At 63.8% G+C, this 18626-nt stretch carries 10 protein-coding genes and 1 pseudogene; 4 read left to right on the forward strand and 7 right to left on the reverse strand.

Translation table 11 applies throughout. The features are described from left to right. Positions 1-18: 18 nt before the first annotated feature. The 3 genes and pseudogenes from IAE38_RS24285 to IAE38_RS10255 all read left to right on the forward strand — a co-directional run. Positions 19-963 (forward strand): annotated as a pseudogene (locus IAE38_RS24285) (methyl-accepting chemotaxis protein); the annotation flags it as partial. 141 nt (positions 964-1104) lie between these two features. After that, positions 1105-1818, forward strand: a complete 714-nt coding sequence (locus tag IAE38_RS24290; RefSeq protein ID WP_442967446.1) for a methyl-accepting chemotaxis protein — start codon at positions 1105-1107, stop codon at positions 1816-1818. Between the two features lie 153 nt (positions 1819-1971). Continuing rightward, positions 1972-3915, forward strand: a complete 1944-nt coding sequence (locus tag IAE38_RS10255) for a methyl-accepting chemotaxis protein (RefSeq protein WP_201217454.1) — start codon at positions 1972-1974, stop codon at positions 3913-3915. Between the two features lie 133 nt (positions 3916-4048). Here IAE38_RS10255 and IAE38_RS10260 read toward each other — a convergent pair whose 3' ends face one another. The 7 genes from IAE38_RS10260 to pip form a co-directional block, all read right to left on the reverse strand. Beyond that, positions 4049-4783, reverse strand: a complete 735-nt coding sequence (locus IAE38_RS10260; protein ID WP_201164252.1) for an amino acid ABC transporter ATP-binding protein — start codon at positions 4781-4783, stop codon at positions 4049-4051. Continuing rightward, positions 4776-5738 carry an amino acid ABC transporter permease gene (locus IAE38_RS10265; protein ID WP_201164253.1) on the reverse strand — a complete coding sequence of 321 codons (963 nt, stop codon included), beginning with the start codon at positions 5736-5738 and terminating at the stop codon, positions 4776-4778. Before IAE38_RS10265 ends, IAE38_RS10260 begins: the two co-directional genes overlap by 8 nt. Positions 5739-5837: 99 nt before the next feature. Further along, positions 5838-6638, reverse strand: coding sequence for a transporter substrate-binding domain-containing protein (locus IAE38_RS10270; RefSeq protein ID WP_201164254.1), 801 nt, complete (start codon positions 6636-6638; stop codon positions 5838-5840). Positions 6639-6916: 278 nt separating this feature from the next. Next, the gene (mdoH, locus tag IAE38_RS10275; protein WP_201217456.1) at positions 6917-9484 is read right to left on the reverse strand and encodes a glucans biosynthesis glucosyltransferase MdoH; all 2568 of its coding nucleotides are present in this window, start codon (positions 9482-9484) and stop codon (positions 6917-6919) included. Beyond that, positions 9477-11198 carry a glucan biosynthesis protein G gene (locus IAE38_RS10280; protein WP_211230851.1) on the reverse strand — a complete coding sequence of 574 codons (1722 nt, stop codon included), beginning with the start codon at positions 11196-11198 and terminating at the stop codon, positions 9477-9479. The genes mdoH and IAE38_RS10280 overlap by 8 nt, the downstream gene beginning before the upstream one ends. A gap of 263 nt (positions 11199-11461) precedes the next feature. Then, entirely contained in the window at positions 11462-11899 is a 438-nt protein-coding gene (dtd, locus tag IAE38_RS10285) for a D-aminoacyl-tRNA deacylase (protein ID WP_201217457.1), read from the reverse strand. Further along, positions 11896-12867: a prolyl aminopeptidase gene (gene pip / locus IAE38_RS10290; protein ID WP_060480761.1), complete on the reverse strand. Its 972-nt coding sequence runs from the start codon at positions 12865-12867 to the stop codon at positions 11896-11898. Before pip ends, dtd begins: the two co-directional genes overlap by 4 nt. Positions 12868-13033: 166 nt before the next feature. Here pip and IAE38_RS10295 point away from each other — a divergent pair, with 166 nt between their 5' ends. Next, positions 13034-18484, forward strand: a complete 5451-nt coding sequence (locus IAE38_RS10295) for a dermonecrotic toxin domain-containing protein (RefSeq protein WP_236403827.1) — start codon at positions 13034-13036, stop codon at positions 18482-18484. The last annotated feature ends 142 nt before the right edge of the window (positions 18485-18626 follow it).

Consider the following 18626-nt stretch of genomic DNA (forward strand, 5'->3'; position numbering starts at 1 on the left):
CTGACTGGCTGGCACGGCATGGACAGCATCATTGGCCGCGGTGACAAGCTGGGCAACATCTCGCTGATCCAGCAATACACACAAGAACTGCGCATCGCCCGGCAGCAGTACGAGCGCCAGCGCGACGAGGCCTCCATAGGCGAGCTGGACAAGGCCCTGGCCAACCTCGACCGGCAGGTGCAGTTGATGCTGGGGCAGATCGAGCAGCCCGCCGACCACCAGCGCCTGGAGCAGCAGCGCGATGCGGTTGCCGGTTATCAGCAGGCCTTCGTCGCGTTGAAACAGGCCGGCCAGCGCCGCGAAGCCAGCCGCCAGGTACTGGGCGATAGTGCCGACAAGGCTGTGGAGCTGATCGGCCGCGTGCAACAGCGGTTGCTCGAAGCCGGTGACATTACCCCGTACAACCAGGTGGTCACGGTCAGCAGCCTGCTGCAGCAGGCGCGCTTCCAGGTGCGCGGTTACACCTACAGCGGCAATGCCGAGTACCAACAAACCGCGCTCAAGGCCATCGACCAGGCGGTGACAGAGCTGCGCGCACTGCCGGCCAGGCTGCCGGCCGAATACGCCGCTGGCCTGGACGACGCTGCGACCGCCATGGGCGGCTACCGCGATGCGGTGCTGCAGTTCCGCCAGGCCCAGGCGGCCAGTGCCCAGGCGTTGCAGGGCATGGTCGAACAAGGCGCCGTGCTGATGCAGACCAGCCAGGCCATGACCACCTCGCAGACAGCCGTGCGTGACGCAGCCGCCGCCCAGGCCAAAGTGCTGCTGGCCGTGGCCACCGTGCTGGCGCTGGCCCTGGGTTTGCTGGCTGCCTGGGCTATCACCAGGCAGATCATCGTGCCCCTGCGCGAGGTGCTGCGCAGTACCGAACGCGTAGCCAGCGGCGACCTCACCCTGGACGAGCAGCGCCCTCGCGGTGACGAACTGGGCCAGTTGCAAGCCAGCGTGCAGCGCATGACCCGCGGCCTGCGCGAGCTGATTGGCGGCATTGGCGACGGTGTTACCCAGATCGCCAGTGCGGCAGAGGAGCTGTCTGCAGTGACCGAGCAGACCAGTGCCGGCGTCAGCAACCAGAAGGTCGAGACCGACCAGGTCGCCACCGCCATGAACCAGATGACCGCCACCGTGCACGAAGTGGCGCGCAATGCCGAGCAGGCCTCGGAGGCCGCCCTGATGGCCGACCAGCAGGCCCGTGAAGGGGACCGGGTGGTGAACGAGGCGGTGGCGCAGATCGAGCGCCTGGCCCGTGAAGTGGTGAACTCCAGCGAGGCCATGAGCCAGCTCAAGGGCGAGAGCGACAAGATCGGCAGCGTGCTGGATGTGATCAAGTCGGTGGCCCAGCAGACCAACCTGTTGGCACTCAATGCGGCCATCGAGGCAGCCCGGGCCGGTGAAGCCGGGCGCGGGTTCGCCGTGGTGGCCGACGAAGTACGCAGCCTGGCGCAACGTACCCAGCAGTCGACCGAAGAGATCGAAGAGTTGATCGCCGGCCTGCAAAGCGGCACCCAGCGCGTGGCCAGCGTGATGGACAACAGCCGCCAGTTGACTGACAACAGTGTGGAGTTGACCCGCCGCGCCGGCACTTCGCTGGATACCATCACCCGCACCGTGTCGTCGATCCAGGCCATGAACCAGCAGATTGCCACAGCCGCCGAAGAACAGACCGCCGTTGCCGAGGAAATCAACCGCAGCGTGATCAATGTGCGCGATATCTCCGACCAGACCTCGTCGGCCAGTGAGCAGACGGCCAGTTCCAGCGTGGAGCTGGCGCGGTTGGGCACGCACCTGCAGGGTTTGGTAGGCCGGTTCAGGCTATGATCCGGCAACGAGCATAGGTAATTCTTCGTACAGCACAGGGTGAAGTTTCCTACCTGATTATCAGGTCAAGTCCTACACCTGCTCCGCCGATTGGCAAGGGTGTGATGCGCGCAAAGCGCCTGCATCCCCTTTCCAACCGAACGGAGACTCACCATGCTCGGCTACCTGAACCGCAAGCTCGGCAATATCAGCGTCGCAGCCAAGCTGGCCCTCGGCTTTGCCGTGGTCCTGCTGCTGACGCTGATCACCACCATCAGCGGATGGCGCGCCCTCGATGGCGCGATTGTCCGCTCACAGCAGCTCAGCGAAATAGGCCGCATCAACGACCTGACCAAGGACCTGCGCGCTGAACGCATCACTTACCGTGTGCTGAACGACGACACCAGCAAGGCACGCATCGCCAGCATTCTGGAGCAGCTGGACACCATGCTGACTACCCTGCAACAACGCAGCAGCGTGGAAGAATCGCGGCAGATCCTCACGGATAAACTCGCCCTGCTGCAGCAACTGCGCGGCGATTTTGCCGAGCTGCAACGTACAACGGCCAGCCGCAGCACACTGCGTGAAGCCATGCAGGCGCAACAGGAGCGGCTCAATGCTGCCATCGACGAGTTGGAAACCCAGGCCCTGCTGAAGATGCCAGCGGACGGCCAGCAAGGCGGCGTATTGGGCATGATGGACACCCTCAGCCGCCATGTGGAAAGCGCCAACCAGCAGAGCCTGATGCCCGCCTACACCTTTTCGCCCATGGAGGATTTCGCCAAGGTGGGCGACAAGGCGCTGGACGCCGCTGACAGCAGCCTTGGCCAGTTGATCAAGGCCGTGGCACCACTGGGCCTGCCCCGCACCGTGACGGAGCTGCCAGGCAGCGAGCTGGCCAGGTATCGGGCTGCCCTCGAGCAATACAGGCGTGCAGCTGTACGCGCCGAGCAACTGCAGAACAGCATGGAGAAAAAAGGCGACGAAATGCGCGCGGTCAGCCTGGAGCTGGGCAAGCGTAAGGTGGAGCAGCGGGACCGTGAGGCGCTGGCTGCGCGCTCACTGCTTACCAGCGTCGCCCTGCTGGCACTGGTAGTGGGGGTGATTGCCGGGTGGCTGATTACCCTGCAGATCACCCAGCCGCTGCGCCAGACCCTGGTGGTGGCGGCGCGCATCGCCAAAGGCGACCTGAGCCAGGTAGAAACCGTGCAGCGGCGTGACGAGATGGGCCAGTTGCAGACCAGCATGCGCGAAATGACCCTGAGCCTGCGCGAGCTGATTGGCGGCATCGACAAGGGTGTGGGGCAACTGTCCCAGGCTGCTACGCAACTGGCCGCCAGCAGCGAGGACACCAAGCTGCGGATCAGCCAGCAACGCGAAGAAACCGACCAGGTGGCCACCGCCATGAATCAGATGAGCGCCACGGTACAAGAGGTGGCGCAGAACGCTGAACAGGCCTCGATGGCCGCGACCAACGCTGACCAGCAGGCCCAGGAGGGCGACCAGGTGGTGGCTGAAGCCATCGGTCGTATCGAACAGCTAGCAGGGCAAATGGACCATTGCCTGGCAGCCATGCAGCACCTGGCCGGCGAAAGCCAGCGTATCGGCAGCATTCTGGACGTGATCAAGTCGGTGTCCGAACAGACCAACCTGCTGGCCCTCAATGCCGCCATCGAAGCGGCAAGGGCCGGTGAAGCCGGGCGCGGCTTCGCCGTGGTGGCCGATGAAGTACGCGGCCTGGCCCAGCGTACGTCTACCGCGACTGAAGAGATTGGCCAACTGATAGACAGCCTGCACAACGGTACCGATGAAGTGACCCGGTTGCTCGACAACAGCAAGAGCCTCACCGAACAGAGCGTGGAACTGAGCCGCAGGGCAGGGCATGCGTTAAGCCAGATCACCGATACGGTGTCGAGCATCCAGGGCATGAACCAGCAGATCGCCACGGCCAGCGAGCAACAGAGCGTGGTGGCCGAGCAGATCAACCGGAGCGTGCTGAATGTGCGCGATGCGTCCGATCAGACCAGCGTCGCCAGCGAGCAGACGGCCGAATCCAGCGGCGAGCTGGAACAGCTCGGCCAGCAACTACGCGGAATGGTAGGGCGTTTCAACATCTGAGGGGGTGAGGCAGCCCAGGTATGGGAGCAACTGTCTTACACAAAAACTCGAGGTCGTCGCAATTCTTGTGGGAGCGGGTTTACCCGCGAATGCTCTGCCTCCGCGTTCGCGGATAAACACGCCCCCACCGGCCTCACAGTACCTGGCGCAGAAACGCCTGGGCGCGCGGGTCTTTCGGGGCCGCAAAGAACGCTGCCGGCGCCGAGTCTTCCAGCAGCTTGCCATGGTCGAAGAACAGCACCCGGTCCGCCACTTCGCGGGCAAAGCCCATTTCGTGGGTGACGCAAACCATGGTCATGCCTTCCAGGGCCAGGGTTTTCATCACATCCAGCACCTCGCCGACCATTTCCGGGTCCAGCGCCGAGGTCGGCTCGTCGAACAGCATCACCTTGGGGTCCATGGCCAGGGCCCTGGCAATGGCCACCCGCTGCTGCTGCCCGCCCGACAGCCGCGAGGGATACTCGTTGGCTTTCTCGGCAATACCCACCTTTTGCAGCAGCGCACGGGCCTTGGCTTCGCGTTCGGCCTTGCTGCGCTTGCGCACCACCTTCTGTGCCAGGCAGAGGTTTTCCAGCACGGTCATGTGCGGGAACAGGTTGAAGTGCTGAAACACCATGCCGACTTCACGGCGGTAGGCGTTGATATCGGTTTTCGGGTCAGCCAGCGGCAGCCCATCGATGGCTACATGGCCCTGGTCGAAATGCTCCAGGCCATTGAGGCAGCGCAGGAAGGTGGACTTGCCAGACCCCGACGGGCCCAGCACCACCACTACCTCGCCCTTGGCCACTTGCGTGGAAACGTTATCCACAGCGCGCACCACGTGGCCACGGGTGTCGAATACCTTCAGCAGGTCACGAACTTCAATCACTTTGCGCAAGCCTCCGCTCAAGCCGGCTGGCGATATGCGACAGCGGCAGGTTGATCAGCAGGTACAGGCCTGCCACGCAGAACCAGATCTCGAAGGTGGAGAACGACGTAGTAATGGCTTCGCGACCACTCTTGGTCAGCTCGGTGATGGCGATCACCGATACCAGCGAGGTGTCCTTGACCAGGCTGATGAACTGCCCGGCCAACGGGGGCAGTACACGCTTGAACGCCTGCGGCAGGATGACGTGCCGCATCGACTGCGCGCCGTTCAGGCCCAGCGAGCGGGCTGCTTCGTTCTGGCCCTTGGCGATCGACTGCACACCCGCGCGGACAATTTCTGCCACGTAGGCGCCGGTGAACAGCGCCAGCGCGGCGACACCGGCGAACTCGCGGGACAGGTTGAGCACCGTGCCGATGAAGAAGTAGAAGATGAAGATCTGCACCAGCAGCGGCGTGCCGCGTACCAGCTCTACGTAGACAGTCGACAGGTCGTGCAGGGTGGGGTTTGTGGACAACCGGCACAACCCGGCGAGCAGGCCGATTACCAGGCCTAGCGCCCCAGACACCACCGAAATCCACAAGGTGGTCCACAAGCCCCAGGCCAGCGGGCCGGCAGCCCAATGGCGGGTGACACCAATCTGGTCGCCTTCGGCGACATCGTCGCCCCGGCTCAATTGCAGGCTGTCCCTGGCCACGTCCAGCACCTGCTGGTCGCCGTTTTCATCCTTGAGGGTAACGCGGGCGTTGTCGCCGGCCACGACGATATCCTGCACGGTGCCATAACCGGCCGCGCGCTGTACGTCTTCGGCCTGGTAGGCGAAGTACTGCGGCACGCGGTTCCAGCGCCACTCGTAGGAAATCATCGAGGTGGCCATGTACAGGCTGAACGCCAGGCCCACCAGCACCAGCGCGGTCAGGCTATGCCAGGGCCACCGGGCTTTGTTGTGTTTGATCACGGGGTTACTCCAGAAAACGGCAAGCCGCAAGCCACAGGTTGCAGGCAGAAACGGTCGGCTTCTGCCTGTAACCTGCAGCTTGCGGCCTGGGGATGCCTCTTATTCCATGTCCTTCAGCCAGCCCTTGTTCTTGAACCACTTGTCGTGGATACGATCGTAGGTCCCGTCATGCTTGATCTGGTGCAGGAAGTTGTTGATGAAGTTGATGCTGTCGTAGTCGCCCTTCTTCAGGCCAAAGGCCAGCGGCTCGTAGGTGAAGGGTTCTTCGAGGAACAGCAGCTTGCCAGCACCGGCCTTCTCCACAGCCACCACGTTGTACGGTGCGTCGTAGACGAAGGCATCCGCCTTGCCGTTGACCACGTCCATGACCGCTTCCTGCTCGTTGTCATAGCCATGGTACTTGGCTTTGCCGATCAGCTTCTTGGCGACCATTTCGCCGGTGGTACCCAGCTTGGAGGTGAGGCGATACTTCTCGTTGTTCAGGTCTTTGTACGACTTGATCTCGCCGGCCAGCTCCTTGCGAATCAGCAGGGTCTGGCCCACGACGATGAAGGGTTCGCTGAAGTTCAGGCGCAGGTTGCGCTCCTGGGTCAGGGTCATGCCGCTGCCGATCATGTCGAACTTGTCGGTCAGAAGCGCTGGGATGATGCCGTCGTAGGCCGTGGAAACCGCCTCGAACTTCACGCCCATCGACTTGGCCATGGCCTTGAGGATGTCCACCTCGAAGCCGATGATCTCGCCGCGCTTGTTGGTCATCTGGAACGGCATGTAGGTTGGGTCCATGCCCACCCGCAAGGTACCGCGCTTGACCGCTTCGTCGATGGCGCCTGCCTGTACGGCCGTCACGGCGACCAGGGCGGTAACACCCACCAGCAGTCGCGAAAGGTATTTCTTGAACATCACCAAGTCCCCTGGAAATAAAAGTAGCGAATCTTTTTTATTGGCACGGCCGTACTGGCCGCTGCGTACTGTCGGAGAGGGATGCTAACGCATGGTGGGCTGGGGACCTAGAGCTGGCGGGGACTTTGTTGGCCAAAATCAGCCTGGGCCCTGAAAAGCTTCGCAGGTAAACCCGCGCCTACAGGATTGCGCCAGCATTTGGATTTTGTGGAAGACAGTTGCCCCCACAGGGTGTATGCACAACCCTGTGGGAGCGGGTTTACCCGCGAAGAGGCCTGTCAGGCGAGTGCCGGTTGGCCTTCGTTCTCCGGGTGCAGCGGCAGCAGCGGCGAATGCGGGTCGTTCTTGATCGACGCACGCCATGCATCGATCCAGGCCGCATTGTGTTCGGCCCATACCTGCTCGTGGAGGCGGGTCAACGCCACCGGGTCGCTGAGCAACGCCAGGCGGGTGTTGAGGTCCAGCCCTTTCGGGCCAACCTCCATCGCCTTGGCCACCCGCTCAACGCGCAACGCTTCGATGGGCGCTGCCTGGCCGTGGCGCGCGGTGGCCATGGCGCAGGCCAGGGCATTCTGGCGTGGGTCGACCACGGCCCGCACGAAGCCGTCATGCAGGGCATGCCAGCGGTTCTCGTGGGTGTACTGGTCGGTGGCCAGCAGCTCCTGCGGCGTGGCGTATTCTTCCGGGATGAGGAACAGCTTCTCATCCTTGGCCGCCAGGCCCAGGCGCGTGCGGCTGGAAATCACCGACACAGGGATCGACAGCACCAGCGAACCGACGATTGGCGCCAGCCACCACAGGAAGCTCGGGTTCAGCCACGCCACCAGCCCAGCCCAGGCAAAGCCCAGCAGGGTTTGCGGGCCATGACGGCGCAGTGCTTCGCTCCACGGCGTAGAGTCGTCATCGCGCTGCGGCGAGTTCCAGGTCGCCGCCCAGCCCAGGAACGCGGCCAGCACGAACCGGGTGTGGAAGATCATGCGCACCGGTGCCAGCAGCATGGAGAACAGCATCTCCATCAGCATCGACAGGGTGACCTTGATGCGCCCCCCGAACTCGGTGGCGCCCTTGGCCCAGATCAGGATCACGCTGAGCAGCTTGGGCAAGAACAGCAACACAATGGTGGTGGAGAACAGCGCAACGGCTTTTTCCGGGTGCCACTGTGGCCACAACGGGTACAACTGGTAGGGCTCGATGAAGTACTGCGGCTCCATCAGCGTGTTGGTGGCCAGCAACGCGGTGGACAGTACCAGGAACAGGAACCACAAGGGCGCCGACAGGTACGACATCACCCCGGTGAGGAACACCGCACGGTGCACCGGGTGCATGCCCTTCACCAGGAACAGGCGGAAGTTCATCAGGTTGCCGTGGCACCAGCGGCGGTCGCGCTTGAGCTCGTCCAGCAGGTTGGGCGGCAACTCTTCATAACTGCCCGGCAGGTCGTAGGCGATCCACACCCCCCAGCCGGCACGGCGCATCAGCGCTGCCTCGACGAAGTCGTGGGACAGGATCGCACCGGCGAACGCACCCTTGCCGGGCAACGGCGCCAGGGCGCAGTGTTCGATGAAGGGCTTCATGCGAATGATCGCGTTGTGCCCCCAGTAGTGCGACTCACCCAGCTGCCAGAAGTGCAGGCCGGCGGTGAACAGCGGGCCATACACACGGGTAGCGAACTGCTGCATACGCGCATACAGGGTGTCCATGCCAGAAGCCTTGGGCCCGGTCTGGATGATACCGGCATCCGGGTTGGCCTCCATCAGGCGCACCAGGCTGCTCAGGCATTCGCCGCTCATCACGCTGTCGGCGTCGAGCACCACCATGTACTTGTAGTCGGCGCCCCACCGGCGGCAGAAGTCGTCGAGGTTGCCGCTCTTGCGCTTCACCCGGCGCCGGCGGCGGCGGTAGAAGATACGGCCGAAGCCTTTGGTTTCACGGCACACATCCAGCCAGGCCTGTTGCTCGGCCACGGCGATGTCGGTGTCATTGGTATCGCTGAGCACGAAGAAGTCGAAACGGTCGAGGTTGCCGCTGGCCGCCACCGACTCGAAGGTGGCGCGCAAGCCGGCGAACACCCGGGGTACGTCTTCGTTGCAAATCGGCATCACCAGCGCCGTACGCGCGTCGGCAGCGATCGGCTCGTTACCGGCACTGCTGCCGGAAATCTTGTACTTGTCGCGCCCGGTCAGCAGCTCGAGGAAGCCCATGAGCGCCGTCCAGAAACCTGCGGACACCCAGCAGAACAGGATGCCGAACAGGATCAGGATGGACGTCTGCAACGCATACGGCCACACCTGCACCACGGTGTCCCACAGGGGCTGGCGGGTGACTTCGTCCAGGTCGACGAACGACCAGCCCTGGTACGGCAGGATGCTCTTCATGTACCAGCCGGCGACAAGGGTCTGGCCGATCATGAGGGTGAGCAGGATGTACCGGCGGATGGAGCCCACTGTGCGCCAACGCGCTGCCGGCAGCTCGCGCTTGGGTGGCTGCGGCGCGTTGGGGCGCCCGGTCATGCGCCGCCACAGGCGCACCAGCACGTTGGTGCGCCAGGGCTCTGGCACCACCTTGGTGCGGTTGATCGGCGGGGCGATCTTCAGGCGCAGGCGGCCACTGCCATCGACACTGAGCATCTCGGCGTCTTCAAGCTCGGCCCCATTGCCCACGGCCAGGCGCGAGCCCACCGAGGCCTGCACGGCCTCGGCAGGGCTGGCGTGCGGGGTGGCAGCCAGGCGTTGATGCAGCTCGCTGAATGACGTGCAGCTGGCAAGCTCTGCTCGCTGCTCGTCACTCAAGGGGAGGTGGGCCAGGTACTCGCCAAGCGATACCGGCCTTGCGTTTGAGTTACTCATCGGCAGGCAACTGGTAGCTCCAGGTCTCGGTCAGCACCTTTTCGGTGGTGGCCGGGGCCCCGGTGGTGGGCGCCGCCTCGGCGGCAGGTTGTTCGGCCTTGGTCGCCTTGCCGGCCTTGGCATGCTTGGCAGCAGCCTTGTCCTGCTTGGTTTCCTGGGCAGGTGCGGCAGCCTCTACCGGCACATCACGCACCAGTGCGGCACGCATCTCGGTCGCTTTATTGGCATCCTTCACCTTGAGCCGCAACGTCAGGCGCCAGCCCTTGGTTTCAGGGTTGTAGCGCAGGTTGTTTTCCACAACCTCGGCGTTGTCGCCCACGCTGATCTGGCTGCGCACCGGGGTGTCTTCCGGCAGAGCAGCCAGCGCAGGGCCGGCAAAGTCGACCAGGAAGGCAACGCTGCCATCCGGCTGACGTATCAGGTTGGACTGTTTCACATCACCGGTGGAGCGCAGGGTCTGCTTGACCCAGCCCAACTCAGGGGCCTGGAATTTGGGCTCGTCGATGGTCCAGTGCAGGCGGTAGGCATAGTCCATGGCTTCGCCCGGCTCAGGCAGTTTTTCCGGGCTCCAGAACGCAACGATGTTGTCGTTGGTTTCGTCGGCGGTCGGGATCTCCACCAGGTCGACGGAGCCTTTGCCCCAGTCACCCTTGGGCTCGATCCACGCGCTTGGGCGCTTCTGGTAGTTGTCGTCCAGGTCTTCGAAGTCGCTGAAGGCACGCTGGCGCTGCATCAGGCCGAAACCGCGCGGGTTTTCCACGCTGAAGTTGCTGACCGACAAGTGCTTGGGATTGTTCAGCGGGCGCCACAGCCATTCACCGTTACCGGCGTGAATCGACAGGCCTTCGGAGTCATGCAGTGCCGGGCGATAGTTCAGCACCTTGGAGGGCTGGTTAGGGCCAAACAGGTACATGCTGGTCAGCGGTGCGATGCCCAGGCGGCTGACGTGGTCACGCAGGTAAACACGCGATTGCACGTCTACCACCGTGTCGTTGCCAGGGCGCAGGGTGAGCTTGTAGGCGCCGGTGGAACGCGGCGAGTCCAGCAGGGCATAGATGACCAGGTGCTTGTCGGCCGGCTGGGGCTTCTCGACCCAGAACTCGGTGAAGCGCGGGAATTCCTCGCCCGACGGCAGCGCGGTGTCGATGGCCAGGCCACGGGCCGACAGGCCGTACACATGCCCTTTGCCGACCACGCGGAAGTAGCTGGCGCCAAGCAGGGTCATGATTTCATCCTGCTTGTCGGCCTTGTTGATCGGGTACAGCACGCGGAAACCGGCGTAACCGAGGTTCTTGGTGGCGTCGGCGTCATGCGGGACGTCGCCGAACTCGAACCGGCTCGGGTCGTACTTGATTTCCTCGACCTTGGTGGCGGTGACCTCGTTGATCTTCACCGGCGTGTCGAAGTGCATGCCCTGGTGGTAGAAGGACAGCTTGAACGGCGTCTTGTCGTTGGCCCACTCGGCCTTTTCCTGCAGGAAATGAATCTTCTGGTAGTCCGCGAACTTCATGTCGCGGAACACGGCCGGCAGGTTGCTTTTGGGGGCTTCGTACTTCTGGCCGGCCAGATCCTTTGCCTTGGCTGCAACATCGTCAAGATTGAATGCCCATAGCTGGCCCGCGCTCATCAGGCCGACCAACGCCACGCTGGCCATCAGCGCCTTGCGTAGCCGGACGCCAGGGATTCTTGATGCTTTTTGGGGACTAACAATCACGAGCAACCCTCGCCGAAAACAGATCATGAAACCAACGGCCAGCGACAAATGCCGGGTTGGCGAGCACTGTTCGGACCCCGTAAGGGCGTAATGATTCCCCAAACGGATCCAGACATTGCTCGAGTCAGAGTGAAACGAACCTGCGAACGCAGGCCCATGCAGCGCGCGATTATCCAGCAGGTCGCGTGACAACGCATCAGGCTGCAACAACTATTTATCGTACAAAACCCCTTGTTTTCCCAATGGACAGGGGTTTTTTAACCTCAAATTTGTAACATTAATGTTACAGGGCCATCATTCACCAGATGCACCTGCATATCTGCACCAAATTGGCCCGTCGCAACCTCGGGGTGGCTGGCCTTGGCCCGCTCCACCAGGTAGTCAAACAGCTCGGCGCCAAGCGCAGGTGGCGCCGCAGTGGAAAAGCTCGGGCGCATGCCATTACGGGTATCCGCTGCCAGGGTGAATTGCGACACCAGCAGCAAGCCACCGCCCACCTCTTTGAGCGAGCGGTTCATCTTGCCCTGCTCATCGCTGAACACACGGTAGTTCAACAGCTTGTGCAACAGCTTGTCGGCCTGTTCGCGGGAATCTTCAGGCTCGACGGCCACCAACACCAGCAGCCCTTGGTCGATGGCACCTACCACCTGCCCCGCCACTTCCACGCGCGCACCGCGCACCCGCTGCAGCAGGCCTTTCATGCTTCTTCCAGGGGCAGGTCCAGCAGGCGCCGGGCCATCTGGTCGGCAGCCCGCACCAAGGCGTCGGTGATACCGGGCTCGGAGGCGGCATGGCCAGCATCGCGGATGACCTTGAGCTCGCTGTTGGGCCAGGCCTGGTGCAATGCCCAGGCGTTGTCCAGCGGGCAGATGACGTCGTAGCGACCATGCACGATCACTGCCGGCAGATGGGCAATTTTAGGCACATCGCGAATCAGCTGGTCGGGCTCGAGAAACGCATTGTTCATGAAGTAGTGGCATTCGATGCGGGCAATCGAAAGCGCCCGCTGCGGCTCCGAGAAGCGGTCCACCACCAGCGGGTTGGGGCGCAGGGTGGCCGTACGGCCCTCCCAGGTAGACCAGGCCTTGGCCGCGTGCATCTGGGCGATCTGATCGCTGCCGGTCAGGCGCTTGTGGAACGCAGCCACCAGGTCGCCGCGTTCTTCGGGCGGGATCGGTGCCACGTAGTCCTGCCAGTAATCCGGGAACAGGCGGCTGGCGCCCTCCTGGTAGAACCACTGAATTTCCTGCGGCCGGCACAGGAAGATGCCCCGCAGGATCAGGCCGTGAACCCGCTCGGGGTGAGTCTGGGCGTAGGCCAGCGCCAGGGTGGAGCCCCAGGAGCCGCCGAACAGCACCCATTTATCGATGCCAAGGTGCTCACGGATACGCTCCATGTCCTCGACCAGGTGCCAGGTGGTGTTGTTTTCCAGGCTGGCGTGTGGCGTGGAGCGGCCACAACCGCGCTGGTCGAAGGTGATGATGCGGTACAGGTTGGGGTCGAAGTAGCAACGGCTCTGAGCGTCGCAACCGGCGCCTGGCCCACCGTGGATGAACACCACCGGCAACCCCTCCGGCGAGCCGCTTTCATCAACGTACAACACGTGCGGCGCTTCCACGGCCAGATCGTGCCGGGCGTAGGGTTTGATCTGCGGGTAGAGGGTCTGCATTGCGCACTCCGTGTGAGGATGGTTCGGCCGTGGGCCATCATAAACCTGAATTGCAGTTTCGGCACCGTCCCCGCTTACCTGAGCCACTACCAGGCCACAGATATCTACCTCCTACCGGCGCAACCGGCCAGCGATAGTGCCCTGTCATCTCCGAAGGGCTCTCGCCATGCCAACAGCAGCCACCGAACAACCCACCTTTCACGCTGCCACCCTTGAACGCCAGGTGCCTGCCTGGCTCAAGGCCGCACCGCCGGCCACCCACCAGGCCATGCGCAACTGGCACCTCGCCCCCGCCTGGCTGACGCCAGCGCTTGCCCAGCACCCCGATGTAGCAAGGGCGTGGCAGGCAGAGCACGCCCGCCACCGTGACAATCAGGCGCAGGTGCAACAGCTGTTCACGCAACTGCCCGACCTGGAACGCTTCGCCTGTGACCTGCTGAGCGACGCCATCAAGCAGCGATTCGGGCTGGAGCTGGACGTACGCACCACCTACCTCATCGATGCGCGGCAGATCGACAGCGCCACGGCTGGTGACAGCCGCCAGGCCGTCGACCGCGCCACCCGCTCGCTGCTGCAGTGTGCGCTGCACAACTTCGACCGGGCCGCTGCCGAGCCTGGCGGGATGGACGCACCCGCCGGCATGCTGAAAAAATCGGTCATCGTCGACCACCGCCGCTACATGGGCAGCGTGCCCATCACCAACGCGCTGGCGATGCCTGCCGAGGACTTCGCCGGGCTGTGCCGCACGCTGGATATCGGCGGCAAATACCATGACCGGTTACATGCCATTTACTACCCGGGGTCCGATGAAGCGGCGCTGGCCGTTTACCGCTGCCTGGGCAATGCGCAGGTGTCGGCGTTTCGCCAGGCACTGCATTTCGCCAGGCTCAAGGGCGATATCAGCCAGGCGCTGTATACCGCCGCGCTGGGAGTACCCCTGGACCAGCCGCCCTTGGCCAATGCCAGCGTGCACTTCAGCCTCGTGCAGCTTTGGGAAACCGAATTGACCGGCGTGCTGCTGGTTACACTGCGCACCGACGGCCATCAGGCTGTCGCCTTGTACATCCCCGAGGATGAGGCAACGCCGTTGAAGGAGTTCCCGACGCTCCAGGCGTTGCACTCGGCGCTGCGTGACCGGCTGCTGGCCGACATCACCTACCTCGACCGGCACATACCCGACCGTGACCAGGCTTCTACCATCAGCCGCCTGCGGGACCGGCTGACACCCCTGCAGTGGAGCGAGCGCGGCATACGTGAGCGGGTGCCGACACCACATGCCGAGTTGTATCCGGTTGCCCAACCCCTGCGCCATACCTTCCAGGGCGCCATGGCCTTCCAGCGCGCCCAGCGCCATGAGATGGACGTGCTTTACAACGCCATCCCGACCCAGATCGTCGACCGCCGCTCGGCCCAGGCGCACCGGCAGTTGATTGCCGGGCGAGTACTGGGTGCACTGAACATCGCCGGCTTTTTCGTCCCGGGCCTGGGCGAGCTGATGCTTGCTGTATGCGTGGTCCAGCTGGCACATGAGGTGTACGAGGGGATCGACGCCTGGCACAACGACGAGCGCGACACTGCCTACGGTTACCTGGTGGACGTTGTCGAGAACGTCGCCGCGATGGCCGCCTTTGCCGCCGCTGCCAAGGTAATCAAGGGCCAAGGCGGCACTCCGGGCCTCCCCCCCGCCCCGGTGCCCACGCCTTCCTTCATCGAGGAACTGCACGAAGTCGAAACAACCGACGGCCAGCTGTGCCTGTGGAAGCCGGACCTCACTCCCTACCGCAGCCAGCAACCGCTGCCGCCTGAGCTTGAGCCAGACTCGCTCGGCCTGCGTTACTACCAGGGCCGAAGCTGGCTGGTTCTGGAGAATGAGCACTATGCCGTCGGCCGCTCGCCAGATACGGGTGACTATCATGTGGAGCACCCACACACGCCCCGCCGCTATCGGCCGCCCCTGCGGCACAACGGGGCTGGCGCATGGCTGCACGTCATGGACCAGCCACGCAACTGGTCGGGCACCGCCTTGCTGCATCGCGCCGGGCATCTGAGCGCTCACTTCGATGCACCAACCCTGCGCCGCATTCTTGCTGTCAGCGGCGTTTCCGAAGATGCGTTGCGCCGGTCGCTGGCAGACAGACTGCCGCTGCCGGCCTTGCTGCAAGACACCCTGCAACGCTTCAAACTGGACCAGTCCGTACGCCTGCAAGCCGATACCACCACATGGGCCACCCGTTTCAGCGAAGCCTATGCGGCCCTTGGGAACCCGACAGGCGCCGACGCCCAGGCCATCCAGCGAGCGTATGCGGCGCTGCCGAAGGCGGTGAGCGAAGAAGTGGCAGCCGCGCTCAGCAGCGCCGAGCGCGACATGCTGGCCCACAGCAAAGTACCGCTGCGTGTAGCAGAAGAAATCCGCGTGTATCAGCAGCAGGTACGCCTGGCCCGTGCCTACGAGGGCCTTCATCTGGCGTGCGTGCGCACCTGGGACAGCGACCGCCTGATCATCGACACCCTGGTGCAGCTCCCCGGCTGGCCTGGCGGCACACGGCTACGGCTGCTGCAGCGCAGCACCTGGCCTGCAGCCGAACATGTGGTGGGCGGTGAACGCGATGAGGCGCACGTCACCATCACCCACGCACGGGCCGGCTACATCGTTCACGAACACAGCCAGCCAGATGCTGCGATCGTGCTGCACCGCAACCTGTATGCCGCCTTGCACCAGGCATTGCCGCAGGTCATGGCGCAGATGGGGGTGGCCCATCCGCAAGCACTGCAACGGTTGCTGCAGGAGCGCCCCCCACTGCCCCGCGCCGCTCTACGAGCGGTGCTGGGGATGCAGCCCGTGCGGCCCGGGTATCGCTCGCCGATGCGCCTGGCCGACGGCAGGCTGGGTTACCGCCTTGGAGGAGGTGGCCCGGCCATACAGAGCGTGGGGCGCCAGGCATTGCTCACGGCAGCGCAGGCAGCAGGCCTTGCCGCGGATGACAGGTCGGCTGAACAGGCCCTGCAAGCGCTGGCCAGCAGGGGGCTATCCCAGCGGCAGATGCTCGACCACCTGCAGACCTTGCTCGAACAACGCCACGAACTGATCAGCCGCCTGGACGACTGGGGCGAAGCCATCACACCGGCCTCCGATCAGGCTGCGCGCAGTTACGACAACCTGCGCGAGGCCATCCTGCAGCATTGGCAAGCCACCGCGTTGCAGGGCAGCAGCACGCCCATGATCAACCTACGGGTAACCCAGGTTCCACTGGCCGATATACCGCTGACCCTGCCTGACTTCTTCAACGCTCAGGTGCGCAGCCTGAGCCTGGTCGACCTGCCATCCGGTGCCCTGTCGGGCTGGGCGCAGAACGAGCGCCTGTTGCAACGCCTGCTGCGCCAGATGCCGAACATCGAGTCGCTGGAAATCACCCGCCCGTATGATCCCAGGGCAACGCCTTCGTTTTTTCTGTTCAGCATCCCCACCATTGCCGAACAACTGCCGGGCTTGCAGCGGCTGGTGCTGACCAACCAGAACATGGCGCTTTCCGAAAGTGACGTGAACCTGCTGGCTGGCCTGGGCCAGTTGCGTTACCTGGACCTCAGTGGCAACCGCCTGGCGCAGAACAACAGCCCAAGCTTCCATGAGCTGACCCTGGATTACCTTGGGCTGAACCAGATGCAGCTTTCCCAGTGGCCGATTGGGGTCGGCAGCGACGCCCTGGCCCGCATCACCCACCTGTCACTGCGCGACAATAACCTCAGGGCACTGCCTGCGTTTCTGCTCAACGAGGCAGAGGCCCTGACCAGCCCGCCGGTGATTTCGCTGCAAGGCAACGCCATCAACGAAACCCATTTGCAGCGCTTGCTGCTGAACGAGCGTATGGACGCCTCCGGCATCAGCACCGACCAACCGGCGACGCTGGCCGAACGCCTGGCACGCCTGCGCGAAGAGCGGCAACTGATGCGTGACGCCATCGACGGCTGGGCCCAGGCCTCCAGCTCCAGCAACCCACTGACCCAGGCGGCCCTGGAAGACAGGCAGCGCATACAGGCAGCTGTCACGCAGTTCTGGGAGCAGCAGGAACAAGGGCAGCATTACCTGCGCCTGCAATTGGAAGACGTCGCCATCGCCAACTTTCCGCGGCGCCTGCCGCCGTTCTTCGGCGAGCGGGTACGGGCACTGAGCCTGACGCGGCTGCAGGGGTCCGCGGCGCAGCTCGATGAACTGCTGAGCCGGTTCCCCAACATCACGCGCCTCACAATCGACAGCCATCAGGAAGCCACGGGGGCACTGGCATCTACCTTGGTACGCCTGCCCCATCTCACCCACCTGGAGTTCCGCAACATGGGGCTGGAGGTTGACCAGACCATGCTGGAAACCCTTGCCCGCCTGGAGCACCTGACATCGCTCGATCTGTCCGGCAACCGCTCGGCAGCCATCGCCCAGGTGCCCACCCGGCTGGCTCACAACCTGCAATCGCTGACCCTGGCCAACATGAACCTGCAGGGCTGGCCAAACTGGTGCGACAGCCTGCTGCCGCTGGAGCTGCTGGACCTGAGCAACAACAACATCGCTGAGTTGCCCGAGCACATTCTCTCGAACCTGAACAACCCCATGCCGATTTCCTCCATTGCGCTGTTCGACAACCCACTGCCCCTGGAAACCATCCTGCGCGTGCGCACCTTCTCGGACAGCCAGCACAGCTACTCCTTCGCCCTGGACATTCCGGAAAACCTGATGCTGGTGGACAGTTCCAGCGAAGGCTCACTCGACCACCCGCACTTCCCGCTGATGGGCGACGACATGCCCCGGCTGGAAGACTGGCTGCTGGGCAGCGAAGCGCAGAACACAGCACTGCAGGACAGCTGGCAAACCCTGGGCGGGAGCCCCCTGCTGCGCCTGGTGGGCCGCTTGCGCAACGCGGCACCGTATGTAGCACCGGGTACCCGTGGCAGTTTTTGCGAGCGGGTGCGGATGATGCTGGTGCTTGCGGCCGGCAACGAACGCGAACGCCCGGTGATGGAGGCGATTGCCGAAGCGGCCCTGCCCGACCCTGAAAGCGGCGCACAGACGTGCCACGACGGGGCGCTGCAGGAATTCAACAACATCGAGCTGTACCTAATGGGGCAACGCCTGCTGATCGAGGCAGGCGACACGCTACAGGCCATGCGCCAGCGCCTGCTGCAGCTGTTCCGTATCGAACAGCTCGAACGCCTGGCCAGCCAGCGTTCCAGGCAGGGTGACCTGGTCTCGGTGCGCCTGGCCTACCGCCGGGAGCTGGCACGGGAACTGGACCTGCCGATCGCCGACAGCATGCGTTTTCGCAGTGCGGCCAACCTGGCCCCTGACGAGCTTTCCGAAGTGATGGAAGCAGTACGGCGCAGCGAACGGGGCCAGCCGCTGATCGACTACCTGATGGCCAACGATGACTGGACGACACGGCTGCGGGGCGAATACGCCGAGCGCTTTGCCGAGATCCAGGCGCACTTGCGCGAGCGTGTACTGGCGCTGGCTAGCCTGGACTATCCCCTGGCCCAGGAACTGGACCTGCAAGGTGCCTTGCAGGCCGCCGCGGTACAAGAGGAGCTGGAACTGCTGCGGGACCTGACGATTGCGCAGGTCAATCAGACGTAACGCACCGCAACTCATCGCAAGCGCTCACGGACCTGCACATGACATATTGATTTAGCAGGGACCTGTGTGGGAGCGGCTTCAGCCGCGAACACCGGCGAAGCCGGTGCCATACTGGGCTGCCCCACAAAAGTTGGACACCTAT

The organism is Pseudomonas sp. S32, from assembly GCF_016648095.1.
In the GTDB taxonomy this organism is placed as follows: domain Bacteria; phylum Pseudomonadota; class Gammaproteobacteria; order Pseudomonadales; family Pseudomonadaceae; genus Aquipseudomonas; species Aquipseudomonas parafulva.